The following is a 13,748-nucleotide window of genomic DNA, read 5'->3' on the forward strand; positions in this document are numbered from 1 at the left end:
GACCGGCACGGATTCGCCGCTGGTACCCTACAGCGACGTGGCGTTGGTGGCCGAGACGCTGGAGAACACCAGCGTCTACACCCCGACCATCTCGCGCATCGCCGCGCTGGTGGTGATCGACATCCTGTCCACCGCTGTGGCCCTGCGCCGCAACGACGCCCATTTCCAGCGCTTCCAGACCATGAAGCGGCGACTGAACGAGCTGCGGTTCAACGAGAGGCTGTGAGGGGCCAGGCCTCGCCTTCCTCCACCGTCATTGCCAGCCCCGAAGGGACGTGGCAATCCATGGGGTGGGACCGCTGGATTGCCACGTCGCTTCGCTCCTCGCGATGACAAGGTAGGGGCAGGCGGCGGAGCCCTTCACCCCAGCTTCTTGATCAGCGCCATCGCCGCGGCCGGGGCTTTCGGCTTGAAGCCGTTGATCATGTAGACGAAGACGTCGCGCGACTTCGGCGGCTTCTTCTCCGGCGCCCCGACCGGCTTCAGGTCGTCCGGCGCCCCACCGTCGGCCCAGGCCTTGGCCCGCTTGGCCCATTGGTCCAGCGCCTTCGGGGTGTAGCCGGTCTCGACCTCCTCCGAGGCGCGCTGCAGCCGGGCATAGACGAAGGGGGCGGTGACGTCCGGGATCTCCGGGAAGCCCTCCTTGTCGGTCAGCACCACCGCCACCTTGTGGGCGCGCAGCAGGTCGATGAATTCCGCGTTCCGGAAGCTGTCGTGCCGGACCTCGACCACATGACGCAGCGCATGGCCGTCGACCTCATGCGGCAGCAGCTTCAGGAAGGCCTCAAAATCCTTCGGGTCGAACTGCTTGGTCGGCAGGAACTGCCAGTTGATCGGACCCAGCTTTTCCTTCAGCTCGGTGATGCCGCTGGTGACGAAGCGGTCGATCGACTCGCCGGCCTCGGCCAGTACCCGCCGGTTGGTGGTGAAGCGGGTGCCCTTGAGCGAGAAGACGAAACCCTCCGGCGTCTCCTCGCGCCATTTGGCGAAGCTCTCCGGCTTCTGCGAGCCGTAATAGGTGCCGTTGATCTCGATCGAGGTGACCTGGCGCGAGGCGTATTCCAGCTCGCGCTTCTGTGCCAGGCCCTTGGGGTAGAAGGTCTCGCGCCAGGGCTCGAAGGTCCAGCCGCCGATGCCGACGCGAATCCCGGTTGCACCCTTCGAAGCCATGGCGTCCTCCCCCTTGATCAGGATGCCATCGGAACATATGGCGAACGAGGAATCAAGCGCCGGCCGCTCGGGCCGGCGACTTCGCGATTACAGCTTGATCTGCAGCTTCACATCCGCCGGCCGGCCCTCAGCGGCGCGCTCGAACGCCTTGATGCTGTCCTCGAAGCTATAGGTATCGGTGACCAGCGGCTTCAGGTCGACCTTGCCCGACGCGATCATGGCGATGGCGCGGTCATAGACATTGGCGTAGCGGAACACGGTCTCGATCCGCACCTCCTTGGCCGCGGCGGCGACCAGGTCGACCGCCACCGGCTCGACCGGCATCCCGATGACCACCAGGCAGCCGCCGGGCCGCACGGCGTCGAAGATGCCGGGATAGGCGCGCGGGCTGCCGCTGGCCTCGAACACCACATCGGCGCCCCAGCCATTCGTCGCCGCGGCCACCGCGTCGGCCAGCTTGGTCTCGCGGATGTTGACGCCGGTGATGCCGGGATAGCGCTCGGCGATCGCCAGCTTCTCCGGCAGCAGGTCGGAGATCAGCACCCGGCTGCAGCCGCCGGCCAGGGCGGCCAGCGCCGCCATGATGCCGATCGGGCCGGCGCCGATCACCACGGCGAAGTCGCCGGGCTGGATCCGCGCCTTCACCGCCGCCTGCAGGCCGACGGCGAAGGGCTCGACCATCGCGCCCTCGGCGAAGGAGACATTGTCCGGCAGCTTGAAGGTGAAGCCGGCGGGGTGCACCACCTCGGGCGTCAGGCAGCCATGCACCGGCGGGGTGGCCCAGAACACGACGCTGGGGTCGACATTGTAGAGGCCGAGCTTCGACGCCTTGGAGGTCAGGTCGGGGATGCCCGGCTCCATGCACACCCGGTCGCCCACCTTCAGGCTGGTAACGCCGGGGCCGACCTCGCTGACGGTGCCGGCGGCCTCATGGCCCAGCACCATCGGTTCCTTGACCACGAAGGGCCCGATCCGGCCATGGGTATAGTAGTGCACGTCGCTGCCGCAGACGCCGACGGTGTCGATCTTGATCCGAACGTCGCCCGGCCCAAGGGTCCGGGGCAGGTCGATCTCGCGCAGCGACAATTCCCTCTGCCGCTCCAGGACCAGGGCACGCATGCTGGCTTCCTCCCGAATTCGGGCCGGACGCGCGGCCGGCCTCACCCCTCCTTGGTACGACTTTTGCCGGGAGCGGGGAAGGCGTCTCTGCACAAATGTCTTTTGCTAGATACGAAAGTTCACGCCAAGCGACGGGCGGTATACTGCCACCCCTTCCACGTCATTCCCGCGAAAGCGGGAATCTTCCGCCGGTGAAGCTGTGGCGAGATCCCCGCTTTCGCGGGGATGACGCCATAAGGATGTCGCGAAGAGACCTCAACCCACCAGCGCCAGATAGTCCCGCTTGCCGATCTCCACGCCCTGGTGGCGCAGGATGTCGTAGGTGGTCACGACGTGAAAATAGAAGTTCGGCAGCACCATCTTGAGCGCGTAGCTGCGGCCGGTGAAGTCGACCTTGCGGTCGCGCAGCGTGAGGGTGACGGTCTCCTCCTCGCGGCCGTCGACCTGGTCCGGGCCGACGCTCTCGAGATAGGCGATGGTCTTGGCCAGACGCTCCTTGAGCTGAGCCAGGGTGGTCTCGGTGTCCTCGAAGGCCGGCGGGGTCAGGCCGGCCAAACGAGCGGCGCCGAATTTGGCGGCATCGCTGACGCGCTGGATCTGGCCCGACAGCGGATACATGTCGGGCGCCAGGCGTGCCTCGACCAGCGTGGCCGGGTCGATCCCGGCAGCCTCGGCATGGGCCGCGGCCTTGTCCAGCAGCGTCGACAGCATGCGCAGCTTCGGCAGCATCACGCCGACCGAGATCTCGTGCAGGGAGAGGGGCAAGGGAGTGCTCCGATGAAAGACGGGCGCCGCATCGGCCCGGGCGTTCGGCGGCTGGGAACCCTCCGCTCTCGACTCGCTTGCGGTCAAGAGTCGCACGGGCCAGCTTGACCGCCTACACCATCCTCTGTACCAATCGGTACAGTCAGTTCCGTTCGGTACAATCCCAATCGAGGAGAGCCGCCATGACCGCCGACCGTCCGCCGCTTCCGCCCTTCACCCGCGAGACCGCGATCCAGAAGGTGCGCGCGGCCGAGGATGGCTGGAACAGTTGCGACCCGCAGCGCGTCGCCCTGGCCTATACCGAGGACAGCCGCTGGCGGAACCGGGCCGAGTTCCCGCAGGGCCGCGCCCAGATCGTCGAGTTCCTGACCCGGAAATGGGCGCGCGAGCTGGACTACCGGCTGATCAAGGAGCTCTGGGCCTTCGACGGCAACCGCATCGCCGTCCGCTTCGCCTATGAGTGGCGCGACGATTCCGGCCAGTGGTACCGCTCCTACGGCAACGAGAACTGGGAGTTCGACGAGCACGGGCTGATGCGCGCCCGCCACGCCTCGATCAACGACCGGCCGATCGCGGAGTCCGAGCGCAAGTTCCACTGGGAGCGGTCGGGTCCGCGGCCGGCGGACCATCCGGGGCTCAGCGACCTCGGGCTGTAGCCTTGCCCAGGATGGTGGCGGAGCGGGCGGATGTGCTGCCCGCCTTGGCGGAGGTGTTCCGCGAGCACGGCTTCGAAGGCGCCAGCCTCGCCCTGATCGGTCAGCGCACCGGCCTGGGCAAAGGCAGCCTCTACCACTTCTTCCCGGGCGGGAAGGAGGAGATGGCGGCGGCGGTGCTGGCCGAGATCGACGGCTGGTTCGAGCAACACATCTTCCGCCCGCTGCGGGAGGAAGAGCCGCGCCGTGCTGTGGCAGAGATGATCCGCGCGGTCGACGGCTATTTCCGTTCCGGCCGCCGGGTCTGCCTGGTCGGCGCCTTCGCCCTCGGGGATGTCCGCGACCGCTTCGGCGCCGCCATCCGCGGCTATTTCGCCGCCTGGACCGACGCGCTGGCGCAGGGGCTCGAGCGCGGCGGCCTGGCCGAGGTGGAGGCCCGCGACCGGGCGGAGGAGGCGGTGGCGGCGATCCAGGGCGCCCTGGTCCTGGCCCGGGCCCTGGACGACCCCGCCGCCTTCCGCCGCTCGATGGCCCGGATCGAGGCCCGGCTCACGGCGGGGTAGGGTGGGGGCCGATCAGTTTAACGGCGTGGCCGGCTCTCCCCCTCACCCTCCCGTCGCTTCGCGCCGGGCCCTCCCTCTCCCTAAGGAGAGGGAATAAGAGCTGTGGCCCGGCGCCTTTAACCTCTCCCCAAGGGAGAGGTCGAAATCGCGGAGCGATTTCGGGTGAGGGGGTGGCTCCGGCCTATCCGTTCACGCGCGAATCCCGATCCTCGCCCAGGAACCCGATCAGCGCCTCGGCGACCTCCCCCGGGCGCTCCTCCTGCAGCGCGTGGCCGCAGGGCAGGGCGCGGCCGCGGACATTCGTGGCCTTGTCGCGCCAAGTTTCCAAAACGTCATAGAGCTCGCCGACCACACCCTTGGCGCCCCACAGCGCCAGTAGCGGCGCCTCGACGCGGCGACCGGCATCGGCGGCGTCATGCTCCAGGTCGATCGTCGCAGCGGCGCGATAGTCCTCGCAGATGGCATGGACCGCGCCGGGCTGGCGGTAGCAGCGCAGATACTCTTGCACCAGCTCCTCCCGCGGCACGCCGGGCGTCCGGCTCTGCCCGGCCAGATGGTGGCGCAGGTAGAATTCCGGGTCGGCCTCGATCAGCCGCTCCGGCAGCGGCGCCGGCTGGATCAGGAAGAACCACCAGAAATAGCGGGTGGCGAAGTCCCGGTTGGTGAGGGCGTACATCGTCGCCGTCGGCGCGATGTCCAGCAGCGCGAGCCGTTGGACCGCCTCCGGATGGTCCAGCGCCATGCGGTGGGCGACGCGGCCGCCGCGGTCATGACCCACGACCGCGAAGCGCTTGTGCCCCAGGGCGCGCATCACGGCCACCTGGTCCGCCGCCATCGCCCGCTTCGAGTAGGCGACGTGGTTCTCGCCGCCCTTCGGCCGGGAGCTGTCGCCATAGCCGCGCAGATCGGCGGCGACCACCGAATATCCGGCCGCGACCAGGCGCGGCGCCACCGCGTGCCAGGTGGCATGGGTCTGCGGGTGGCCGTGCAGCAGCAGCACCGGCGGCCCGTCCCCGGCACGCACACCATGGATGCGCAGGCCGGGCGCGACCTCGATGTCGAAGGGCGTGAAGCCGGGCATCAGCGGGGCGGTCATCGCACTGCCTCCATCGACGCGCCGGGCCGGCGCCGCGGCTCAGTGCGGCCGGTCGGCGGGGGGCTGGGAGAGGCGATCGACCAGGGCGATGCCGATCGCCGACAGGATGAAGACGCTGTGGATCACCGTCTGCAGGATGATCCCCATCTCGGTGTAGCTGGTGTTGTCCGGCGACCCGACATTGCCGGCGCCGATGAAGGTGCGCAGCAGGTGGATCGAGGAGATGCCGATGATCGCCATGGCGAGCTTCACCTTGAGGATGCTCGCATTGACGTGGTCCAGCCATTCCGGCTGGTCGGGATGGCCGCTCAGGCCCAGGCGGGAGACGAAGGTCTCGTAGCCGCCGACGATCACCATCATCAGCAGGTTCGAGATCATCACCACGTCGATCAGCCCCAGCACCACCAGCATGATCTGCTGCTCGCTGAGCTCGGGCGTGTGGACGACCAGGTGCCACAGCTCCTTCAGGAACAGGAAGGCGTAGACGCCCTGGGCCACGATCAGCCCGAGATAGAGCGGCAGCTGCAGCCAGCGCGACCCGAAGATCAGGGCCGGCAGCGGCCGCAGGCGGGGCGAGGTCGGGGAGGTCTCCTGCGGCATGTCCGGCTCCGGTGGCAAAGATCGGCGACCTTATACGGCGCGGCGAGGCCGGCCGGAACGGGATTTGCCGGAACCCCGCCCTGCGCCTCGATTCGCGGGGGCTGCCATTCTTTCGACAAACATGATAGGTTTGAATGGCTTGTCGTTGGTCCCTGTGATCACGATGTAAGACAGGGCGCTTATGCCCGGGGGAGTCTGGAGGGGGCCGCCATGGCCGGTTCGGGACACTGGCTGAGGACCGTGGCGCTGCTCGGTCTCGTCGCCGGAATCATCGCCGGGTGCGGCAGTGACAAGCCTCGGCCGTCCGGCAGCAACGTCGCCTATTGGGAGCCGCAGATCCAGAAGGCGTCGAAGCGCTTCAACGTGCCGCCGGAATGGATCCGCGAGGTGATGCGGATCGAGAGCGGCGGCCGGGCGACCTGGAAGGGCGGCCAGCCGATCACCAGCTCCGCCGGCGCCCAGGGCCTGATGCAGGTGATGCCGGCGACCTATGAGGAGTTGCGCCAGAAGCACGGGCTGGGCCGCGACCCCTATGACCCCGAGAACAACATCATGGCCGGCACGGCCTATATCCGCGAGCTGTACGAGATGTACGGCTCGCCCGGATTTCTCGGCGCCTACAACGCCGGACCCGGCCGCTACCGGCAATATGTCGAGAACGGCCGCAGCCTGCCGCCGGAGACCCGGCGTTATATGGACATCGTCGGCACCCAGATCGCCGGGATCGAGCCGGGCTCCAGCCAGCCCGACCGGATGACGCAGTATGCCGAGACGCAGATCCAGCAGCGGGTCGACGGCGCCATCCAGGCCCGCACCGGGCAGCCGGGCAGCCGGTCGCCGGTGGTGATGGCGATGGCGCCGATCCCCGACCGGCTGTCGCCGGAGGAGCAGGGCACCGCGGCCCGGGTCGATGCCGCCATCGCCGCCCGCACCGGCCAGCCGCTGGCGGCGCAGCCGATCCCGGCCCAGCCGGCGATGGTGGCGATGCAGCCGATCCCAGACCGCGTCGCGCCCTCCCGGCCCGTGGTCGCGATGGCGCCGATCCCGGACCGCGTGGCGCCGATGCCGGCGCCGGTCCGCCAGGCGGCGGTGCAGCCCGCGCCCATCCGCATGGCGCCGATCCCGGACCGGCCGCAGGTGGCGCCGGTCGATGACGTGCTGCTGGCCATGGCTGCCTCGCAGCCGGAGCGGCCGAGCCCGGCCCCGGTCACGCCGCGCGCGGTCGCCCAGCCGCAGGTGCGGCAGGTCGAGGCTCGGCCCGCGCCCGCCCCGGCGGCGATCGCGCCGACCCGGGTGGCGCGGTCCGCCCCGGCCGCTGTGGCCGGCCCGGCCCCGGTCCGGCGCCAGGCCGACGGCCTGCCCAAGGGCTGGTACGTGCCCTCGGCACCAGGGGGCTAGCCGGCTCGGAGCGGGTTAGAATCCAGCCAGCACCAGCTTCCCCACGGTCCGACCGCTCTCGATCAGGGCGTGCGCCTTCCGCAGATTGGCGGCGGTGATCGGGCCCACCACCTCGCCCAGCGTGGTCTGCACCAGCCCGGCATCGACCAGCCCGGCCAGCTCGGTCAGCAGCTTGTGCTGCTGCACCATGTCCAGGGTGCGGTGCATCGACCGGGCGAACATGAACTCGATATGCACGGCCCCGGCCTTGCCCTTGATCTTCATGATGTCGAGGGCCTCGGGGTCGTCGATGAAGCAGATCTCGCCCTGCGGCGCCAGGGCCGCGGCGATCTCGTCCCAATGCCGGTCGGTGTGGGTCAGCGACAGGATGTAGCGCACCTGCGGCCGGCCGATCCGCGCCAGCTCCTCGGACAAGGGCTTGGTGTGGTCGATCACGGCGTCGGCGCCCAGACCCGCCACCCAGGCCTGGCTCTCGGGGCGCGAGGCGGTGCCGATCACGGTCAGGTTGGTCAGCCTGCGGGCGAGCTGCACCGCGATCGACCCGACCCCGCCGGCGGCGCCGATGATCAGGATCGCGTCGTCGGTCGGCGCCTTGCCGACCGGCAGGCGGAAGCGGTCGAACAGCGCCTCCCAGGCGGTGATCGCGGTCAGCGGCAGCGCCGCGGCCTGGGCGAAGGACAGGCTCTGCGGCTTGCGGCCGGCGATGCGCTCGTCGACCAGCCCGTATTCGGCGTTGGTGCCGGGCCGGGTCAGATCGCCGGCGTAGTAGACCGCGTCGCCCGGCCGGAACAGGGTCACGTCCGCGCCGACGGCGACCACGGTGCCGGCGGCGTCCCAGCCCAGGATCACCGGCGCTTCTGCGCTGCCCTGGCGGCGCATCCGCACCTTGGTGTCGACGGGGTTGACCGACACCGCCTCGATCCTCACCAGCAGGTCGTGCGGGCCCGGAATGGGCCTCGGCGTCTCGAACTCATACAGCGACCGCTCATCCTCGATCGGCAGGCTGTCGATATACCCGATGGCTTTCATGATCCTCGTCTCCCGAAGGGCTCGCTCCGAAGGTTTCGCGGTGAAGATGAGGTGGCGGCATCGATCGCGGAAATGAATAGTTGAGATTTTTGCGATCGCGATCCTAAATGGGTGGCCATGAGCCTGCCCGATCTCGACATCGACGCGCTGCGCGCCTTCACCGCCATCGTCGATTCCGGCGGCTTCACCGCCGCGGGCGGCCGCCTGGGCCGCACCCAGTCGGCGGTCAGCGTCAAGATCAAGCGGCTGGAGGCGCAGCTGGGCCGCCAGCTGTTCGAGCGCACCAGCCGGTCGCTGGCCCTGACCCGCGACGGCGAACTGCTGCTGGGCTATGCCCGGCGCCTGCTGGAGCTGAACGACGAGACGGTGCAGCGCTTCGCCGAGCCGGGGGCGGAGGGGGAGCTACGCCTCGGCATCGCCGAGTATTTCGTGCCGCAACACCTGCCCGGCGTGCTGTCGCGCTTCGCCCGGGTGTACCCGCGCATCCATATCGAGGTGCGGGTCGGCATGAGCAGCGGCCTGATCGAAGCTTTCGACCGGCACGAACTGGACGTGGTCATCGCCAAGCGCGACGACGGGGTGACGCGCGGCCGGGTGATCCACCGCGAGCGCCTGGCCTGGCTGCGCGCACCGGGGCTGGAGCTTGCGCCGGGCGAGCCGCTGCCGCTATGCGCCCTGCCGCCGCCCTGCGTGTTCCGCAGCCGGACGCTGGAGGCGCTGAAGGCGCGAGGGCAGGCCTGGCGGGTGCTGTACACCAGCGAGAGCGTGATGGGCGTGATCGCCGCCGCCCGCGCCGGCCTGGGCGTCGCCGTGACGGTCGAGAGCGCACTGCCGGAGGATGTCGAGCGGCTGACGCCGGCCATGGGCTTCCCCGATCTGGGGGAGGTCGAGCTGGCGGTGTTCGGTGAGGGAACCGGCCGACGCGAGGTCAAGGCCACACTGGTCGGCTTCATCGAGGACAGTCTGATCAGGCTGCCAGCGGTCCGCCACACAACCTGAGCCCGCGTGGCGATTGGCGCATGCAAGAAAGCTTGTCCTGGTCGTTAGGAAGCGGCGTTGCATATGTCTTTATGGGTATTCGCATAGATATTTTGGGTAAAAATGCGAAAAATTACTCTCAATTGAGACAATAAGCGTCCCGAGTGGTCAAAGAAGATGGAATTGCACACAATGATGTGCCGCTCCGCAGAAGAAGACCTCCCGTGCCGACGAACAGGCTTGATGCGGGCGGCATCAACCGAAGGAGCACGAGATGAATCCCGGCATTGTCATTCCCGACCCCGTCCAGCCGCTGTCGCCGGTCTTCGGACGTCCGTCCCATATCTCCAGGGAGCGCGAGCCCGCCCATATCGAGGTCGCCCGCAGCCATTACCGCAACCTGAAGGTTGAACTCGACCCGGCCGACCGGACCTATTGGTGCTTCATGCAGCCGGAGGGGCGGCCGAGCTTCACGCCGGAGCTGCTGCAGGACATCACCGACATGCAGCTCTCGATTCAGCGCATGTTCGTCGAGCGGGCGGATGAGGAGCCGCCGATCCGCTATTTCGTCTTCGCCTCGGGCCTGCCGGGGATCTACAGCATGGGCGGCGATCTGGGGCTGTTCATCGAGAAGATCCGGGTCGGGGACCGCGCCGCGCTGCGCCGCTACGCCCATGCCGCGATCGAGCCGATCTACCGCAACCACATCGCCTTCGGCGCCCCGATCATCACCATGGGGCTGATCCAGGGCGATGCGCTGGGCGGGGGCTTCGAATGCGCCCTGTCGCTCGACATGATCGTGGCCGAGCGGAGCTCGAAGATGGGTCTGCCCGAGATCCTGTTCAACCTGTTCCCGGGCATGGGCGCGTACAGCTTCCTGTCCCGCCGCGTCGGCGCGCTGGTCACGGAGAAGATGATCACCAGCGGGCGGATCTACACCGCAGAGGAGCTGCACGAGATGGGCATCGTCGACGTGCTCGCCGAAGACGGCAAGGGCGCCGAGACGGTGCGCGAATATGTCGCCGAGCATGGGCGCAAATACAATGCGCATCGCGCCCTGATCCAGGCCCGGCGCCGGGTCAATCCGATCACGCTGGGTGAGCTGCGGGACGTGGTCGATATCTGGGCCGATGCCTGCCTCGGCCTCGGTGAATCCGACCTCCGCAAGATGGCGCGCCTGACCGCGGCGCAGGATCGTCGGCGTGCCGCAATCATGCCGATCGCGGCGGAGTGAGGTCAGATCTCGTGGTCCGAGGGGCAGCTGAGGCGACGGGCGGGGGAGCCGGTCGCCTCATTTTCCCGGCCCCGGTCAGCCGTTCCGCGCTGGCCGGGCCGCGGCGCCGCGCCGCCGTAGCAGGATGGGGCGCAGGCGCTCCATTTCGGCCGCCAGACGCCGCAGATAAGTCTGGCCGTTGCGGGCGAGATCCGCCTCGCTGATGCCTTGCCAGTCCTGGCAGAGGTCGGACAGGCCGCGCGCCCCGATATTTGCGGTGGCGCTGCGCAGGGCATGGGCGTTCGCCCGGAACAGCACGGCGTCGCCCCTCTGCACCGAGATCCTCATATCCTCGGCGATCGTCTCGATATCCGCCAGGAAATCGTCGATCAGCTCGACCAGGAACTCGTTGCCGCCCAGGGCCTCCAGGCGATCGATGACGCGCATGTCGACGGCGGCGGGGCCGGCCTGCGGCAGCGTCGTGACGTTGTCCGGCAGCGGTTGCGGCGGCGGCGTCCCGGCGACATGGTCCCCCAGCACATCGTCGATCGCGGCGAACAGCTGCTCGGGCTCGATCGGCTTGGTCAGGCAGGCGTCCATGCCGGCCTCGGCGCAGCGCTCCGCGACACCCGGCGTGGCATCGGCGGTCAAGGCGATGATCGGCACATGCGGTCGGTCCAGCGCGGTGAAACGGAACAGCTTCGTGGCCTCGATGCCGTTCATTACCGGCATGTTGATGTCCATCAGGACGACGTCGAAAGTCGTCACGTCGAGTGCGTCGAGGGCCTCCTCGCCATTCGCCGCCAGCTGGACCTGATGGCCGGCCCGCACCAGGATCTCGCGCAGGACCTTCTGGTTGATGCGGTTGTCGTCCGCGACCAGGACAGACAGGCTGCGCCCCGTCGCAGGGTCGCTGTGGATGGAAGCGGGCTTCGGCTTGCCCTGCGGGCGCCCGGCCCGCGCGATGCGTAGGGCAGCGCCGACGGCGCGGGCATCCGCCGTCGCGGGGATCGCGGTGACGAAGATCTCAGCCAAGTCGCGCGGCACCTCCTCCCCCGCGCCGGGATCGGCGAGCAGGATCGGGCGGACGGCCGATGCCGAACGGATCGCGGCAAGAACCGGTGCCCGCCGGACCGGATCGCCCGGCAGGGCGGCCCGGTCCACCACCAGGACCGCGGCCGCTTCGGCGGAGCGCAGGGCCCCCCAGGCCAGCATCGCGTCGATCGAGCCGAAGGTCTCGACCGTGCTAGCGGCCGGCGTCAGCAGCGGCATCAGCCGCCCGATCAGCGCCGCGTCCGCGGCGACGATGCCGAGATCGGGGATCGACTCGACGGCGGGCTGCGGTCCGGCATCGGCCGCCCGGTCGAAGGCCAGCGTGAACCAGAAGGTGCTGCCGACGCCCGGCGTGCTGTCGACCCCGATCTCGCCGCCCAGCAGGGTGACCAGCCGCCTGCAGATGGCCAGGCCCAGCCCGGTGCCGCCGAACCGGTCCATGATCGAGGCATCGGCCTGCCGGAAACTTTCGAAGATATGGACGGATGCCTCCGGCGCGATGCCGATGCCGGTGTCGGAGATCTCGAACCGCAGCGGCGCGCGGTCGCCGGCCTCCGCCCCGGGCCGGACCGCGATCACCACGCTGCCGGCCTCGGTGAATTTGACTGCGTTGCCGAGCAGGTTGAGGACGATCTCCTTGAGATGCCGTTCGCTGCCCCGCAACCGCAGCGGCACGCGATAGTCGATGTGGATGGCGAGGTGCAGGCCCTTGGCCTTCGCCTCGGTCAGGACCAACGCCCGCATTTCCGCCAGCACCGACGGCAGGTCGAAATCGGCGACCTGCACCGTCATCTGTCCGGCTTCGATGCGGGAGAAGTCGAGGATGTCGTTGATCAGCGTCAGCAGCTGCTGGCCGGCCGAGATGACGGTCTGGGTCATCTCCTGCTGCGACGGGTTCAGCCTGGTGTCGTGCAGCAGCGACCCCATGCCGATGATGGCGGTCAGCGGCGTCCGCAGCTCGTGGCTGACGCTGGCCAGGAACATGCTCTTCGCCTGGCTGGCCTCCTCAGCCTGCTGCTTGGCCCGAGACAGCTTGCGGATCAGCGTGGCGGCATAGGCCGGCAGCAGCACCATGCCGCCCAGCAGGCCGGCCGACAGGGCCCCGTGCTCGCGCCAGAACGCGGTCGTCGCCACGACCGCGCCGAACGAGGCCAAGCCCCCGGCGGTGGCGATCGCGAGAAACCCGATGCCGAAACGGAAGCCGTTGCCGAAGATGACCCAGAGATAGATCGGGAACAGGATCGTCGCGGCTTCGCCGCCGATCTGCATCTCCCAGAACATGGCGCCGAAATCGACCAGGATGGCGATGATCCGGCGGGGGCGGCAGACCGCCGGATGCACGGCAATATGGCACAAGATGGCGATGTTGGACGCGATGTAGCCGGCGAGGACGGCGACCGCCTCCAGGTCGTAGTGCCCGGTCGCCAGGACATAGACCAGGATGGCCAGGGCGAAGACGATGCCGTTGAGCCGCATCTCGTGCTCGCTGTCCGGCCGGTTCCGGAAGCGCTGCATCACGCGTCCGGCCAGAGACTTGAGTCTCGCCTGTGGTGGGTTGCCGGTCATTGATCGCCACTGCGCCCCGGGCCGGCGCCCCCGGGCAGATCCTCGATCAACTTCAGCAGGCTCTGGCCGGCCGACACCACCCGCCGGGCCATCTCCTGCTGCGCGGGGCTCAACCTCGTGTCCTGCAGCACCGATCCGGTGCCGATGATGGCGGTCAGCGGCGTCCGCAACTCATCGCTCATGCCGGCCAGCAGAGCGCCCTTCTCGCGATTCGCCGCCTCGGCCCTGTGCTTGTCCCGCGACAGCCTGCGGATCAGGGGCATGGCGCCGAGCGGCACCAGCAGCATCGCGCCGAACAGGCCGGCGGTCAGGGCGGCGTGCGCGCTCCAGAACGGTGTCGTCGCCGACACGACGCCGAACGCAGCCGAGCCGGCGGCCGTGGCCAAGGCCAGGAAGCCGAGCCCGAACCGGAAGCCGTTGCCCAGGATGATCCAGACATAGAGCGGGAACAGGATGGCCGTGGTCTCGCCGCCGATATGCATGACGCAGGACAGGGCGGCGACATCGCTGGCGATGGAGAAGACCCGCCGCGGCCGACAGATGCC

At 69.0% G+C, this 13,748-nt stretch carries 13 protein-coding genes and 1 pseudogene; 6 read left to right on the top strand and 8 right to left on the bottom strand.

The window, feature by feature from the left end; translation table 11 throughout:
* Nucleotides 1–226: pseudogene (locus ABDW35_RS19350) on the top strand (hypothetical protein); the annotation flags it as partial.
* A 134-nt stretch (nucleotides 227–360) separates the two neighbouring features.
* Here ABDW35_RS19350 and ABDW35_RS19355 read toward each other — a convergent pair.
* From ABDW35_RS19355 to ABDW35_RS19365, 3 genes are all read right to left on the bottom strand, one after another.
* Nucleotides 361–1,170, bottom strand: a complete 810-nt coding sequence (locus tag ABDW35_RS19355; protein ID WP_343715516.1) for a DUF72 domain-containing protein — start codon at nucleotides 1,168–1,170, stop codon at nucleotides 361–363.
* A gap of 87 nt (nucleotides 1,171–1,257) precedes the next feature.
* Nucleotides 1,258–2,289 (bottom strand): NAD(P)-dependent alcohol dehydrogenase, encoded by a 1,032-nt coding sequence (locus tag ABDW35_RS19360; RefSeq protein ID WP_343715517.1) that lies wholly within the window; start codon nucleotides 2,287–2,289, stop codon nucleotides 1,258–1,260.
* Nucleotides 2,290–2,544: 255 nt separating this feature from the next.
* Nucleotides 2,545–3,054 carry a DUF1993 domain-containing protein gene (locus ABDW35_RS19365; protein WP_343715518.1) on the bottom strand — a complete coding sequence of 170 codons (510 nt, stop codon included), beginning with the start codon at nucleotides 3,052–3,054 and terminating at the stop codon, nucleotides 2,545–2,547.
* 182 nt (nucleotides 3,055–3,236) lie between these two features.
* Here ABDW35_RS19365 and ABDW35_RS19370 point away from each other — a divergent pair, with 182 nt between their 5' ends.
* Nucleotides 3,237–3,710: a nuclear transport factor 2 family protein gene (locus tag ABDW35_RS19370; RefSeq protein ID WP_343715519.1), complete on the top strand. Its 474-nt coding sequence runs from the start codon at nucleotides 3,237–3,239 to the stop codon at nucleotides 3,708–3,710.
* Between the two features lie 11 nt (nucleotides 3,711–3,721).
* A complete protein-coding gene (locus ABDW35_RS19375) occupies nucleotides 3,722–4,270 on the top strand; it encodes a TetR/AcrR family transcriptional regulator (protein ID WP_343715528.1) in 549 nt (182 codons plus the stop codon).
* Nucleotides 4,271–4,451: 181 nt separating this feature from the next.
* Here the strand turns inward: ABDW35_RS19375 and ABDW35_RS19380 are convergent, their stop codons facing one another.
* Both ABDW35_RS19380 and ABDW35_RS19385 read right to left on the bottom strand, forming a co-directional pair.
* Nucleotides 4,452–5,366, bottom strand: coding sequence for an alpha/beta hydrolase (locus ABDW35_RS19380; protein ID WP_343715520.1), 915 nt, complete (start codon nucleotides 5,364–5,366; stop codon nucleotides 4,452–4,454).
* 39 nt (nucleotides 5,367–5,405) lie between these two features.
* Nucleotides 5,406–5,966, bottom strand: coding sequence for a TIGR00645 family protein (locus ABDW35_RS19385; protein WP_343715521.1), 561 nt, complete (start codon nucleotides 5,964–5,966; stop codon nucleotides 5,406–5,408).
* Between the two features lie 210 nt (nucleotides 5,967–6,176).
* On the opposite strand from ABDW35_RS19385, the gene ABDW35_RS19390 reads away from it, so the two are divergent.
* A complete protein-coding gene (locus ABDW35_RS19390) occupies nucleotides 6,177–7,364 on the top strand; it encodes a transglycosylase SLT domain-containing protein (RefSeq protein ID WP_343715522.1) in 1,188 nt (395 codons plus the stop codon).
* Between the two features lie 15 nt (nucleotides 7,365–7,379).
* Here ABDW35_RS19390 and ABDW35_RS19395 read toward each other — a convergent pair whose 3' ends face one another.
* Complete coding sequence (locus ABDW35_RS19395; RefSeq protein WP_343715523.1) at nucleotides 7,380–8,393, bottom strand: zinc-binding alcohol dehydrogenase family protein; 1,014 nt, start codon at nucleotides 8,391–8,393, stop codon at nucleotides 7,380–7,382.
* A 117-nt stretch (nucleotides 8,394–8,510) separates the two neighbouring features.
* Here ABDW35_RS19395 and ABDW35_RS19400 point away from each other — a divergent pair, with 117 nt between their 5' ends.
* Together ABDW35_RS19400 and ABDW35_RS19405 are read left to right on the top strand one after the other, a co-directional pair.
* A complete protein-coding gene (locus ABDW35_RS19400; protein ID WP_343715524.1) occupies nucleotides 8,511–9,392 on the top strand; it encodes a LysR substrate-binding domain-containing protein in 882 nt (293 codons plus the stop codon).
* Between the two features lie 253 nt (nucleotides 9,393–9,645).
* Entirely contained in the window at nucleotides 9,646–10,605 is a 960-nt protein-coding gene (locus ABDW35_RS19405; RefSeq protein WP_343715525.1) for a crotonase/enoyl-CoA hydratase family protein, read from the top strand.
* A gap of 75 nt (nucleotides 10,606–10,680) precedes the next feature.
* Here ABDW35_RS19405 and ABDW35_RS19410 read toward each other — a convergent pair whose 3' ends face one another.
* Nucleotides 10,681–13,152 (bottom strand): ATP-binding protein, encoded by a 2,472-nt coding sequence (locus tag ABDW35_RS19410; protein ID WP_343715526.1) that lies wholly within the window; start codon nucleotides 13,150–13,152, stop codon nucleotides 10,681–10,683.
* 47 nt (nucleotides 13,153–13,199) lie between these two features.
* Nucleotides 13,200–13,748 (bottom strand): histidine kinase dimerization/phospho-acceptor domain-containing protein (locus ABDW35_RS19415; RefSeq protein ID WP_343715527.1); only part of this gene is annotated, 549 nt, incomplete at its 5' end.

This window comes from Inquilinus sp. (assembly GCF_039594555.1).
Taxonomy (GTDB): Bacteria; Pseudomonadota; Alphaproteobacteria; order DSM-16000; family Inquilinaceae; genus Inquilinus.

Coding starts and splice junctions, on each gene's coding strand:
- ABDW35_RS19400 (WP_343715524.1), top strand. CDS start 8,511: ATGAGCCTGCCCGATCTCGACATCGACGCGCTGCGCGCCTTCACCGCC.
- ABDW35_RS19370 (WP_343715519.1), top strand. CDS start 3,237: ATGACCGCCGACCGTCCGCCGCTTCCGCCCTTCACCCGCGAGACCGCG.
- ABDW35_RS19360 (WP_343715517.1), bottom strand. CDS start 2,289: ATGCGTGCCCTGGTCCTGGAGCGGCAGAGGGAATTGTCGCTGCGCGAG.
- ABDW35_RS19405 (WP_343715525.1), top strand. CDS start 9,646: ATGAATCCCGGCATTGTCATTCCCGACCCCGTCCAGCCGCTGTCGCCG.
- ABDW35_RS19375 (WP_343715528.1), top strand. CDS start 3,722: ATGGTGGCGGAGCGGGCGGATGTGCTGCCCGCCTTGGCGGAGGTGTTC.
- ABDW35_RS19385 (WP_343715521.1), bottom strand. CDS start 5,966: ATGCCGCAGGAGACCTCCCCGACCTCGCCCCGCCTGCGGCCGCTGCCG.
- ABDW35_RS19380 (WP_343715520.1), bottom strand. CDS start 5,366: ATGACCGCCCCGCTGATGCCCGGCTTCACGCCCTTCGACATCGAGGTC.
- ABDW35_RS19410 (WP_343715526.1), bottom strand. CDS start 13,152: ATGCAGCGCTTCCGGAACCGGCCGGACAGCGAGCACGAGATGCGGCTC.
- ABDW35_RS19390 (WP_343715522.1), top strand. CDS start 6,177: ATGGCCGGTTCGGGACACTGGCTGAGGACCGTGGCGCTGCTCGGTCTC.
- ABDW35_RS19355 (WP_343715516.1), bottom strand. CDS start 1,170: ATGGCTTCGAAGGGTGCAACCGGGATTCGCGTCGGCATCGGCGGCTGG.
- ABDW35_RS19395 (WP_343715523.1), bottom strand. CDS start 8,393: ATGAAAGCCATCGGGTATATCGACAGCCTGCCGATCGAGGATGAGCGG.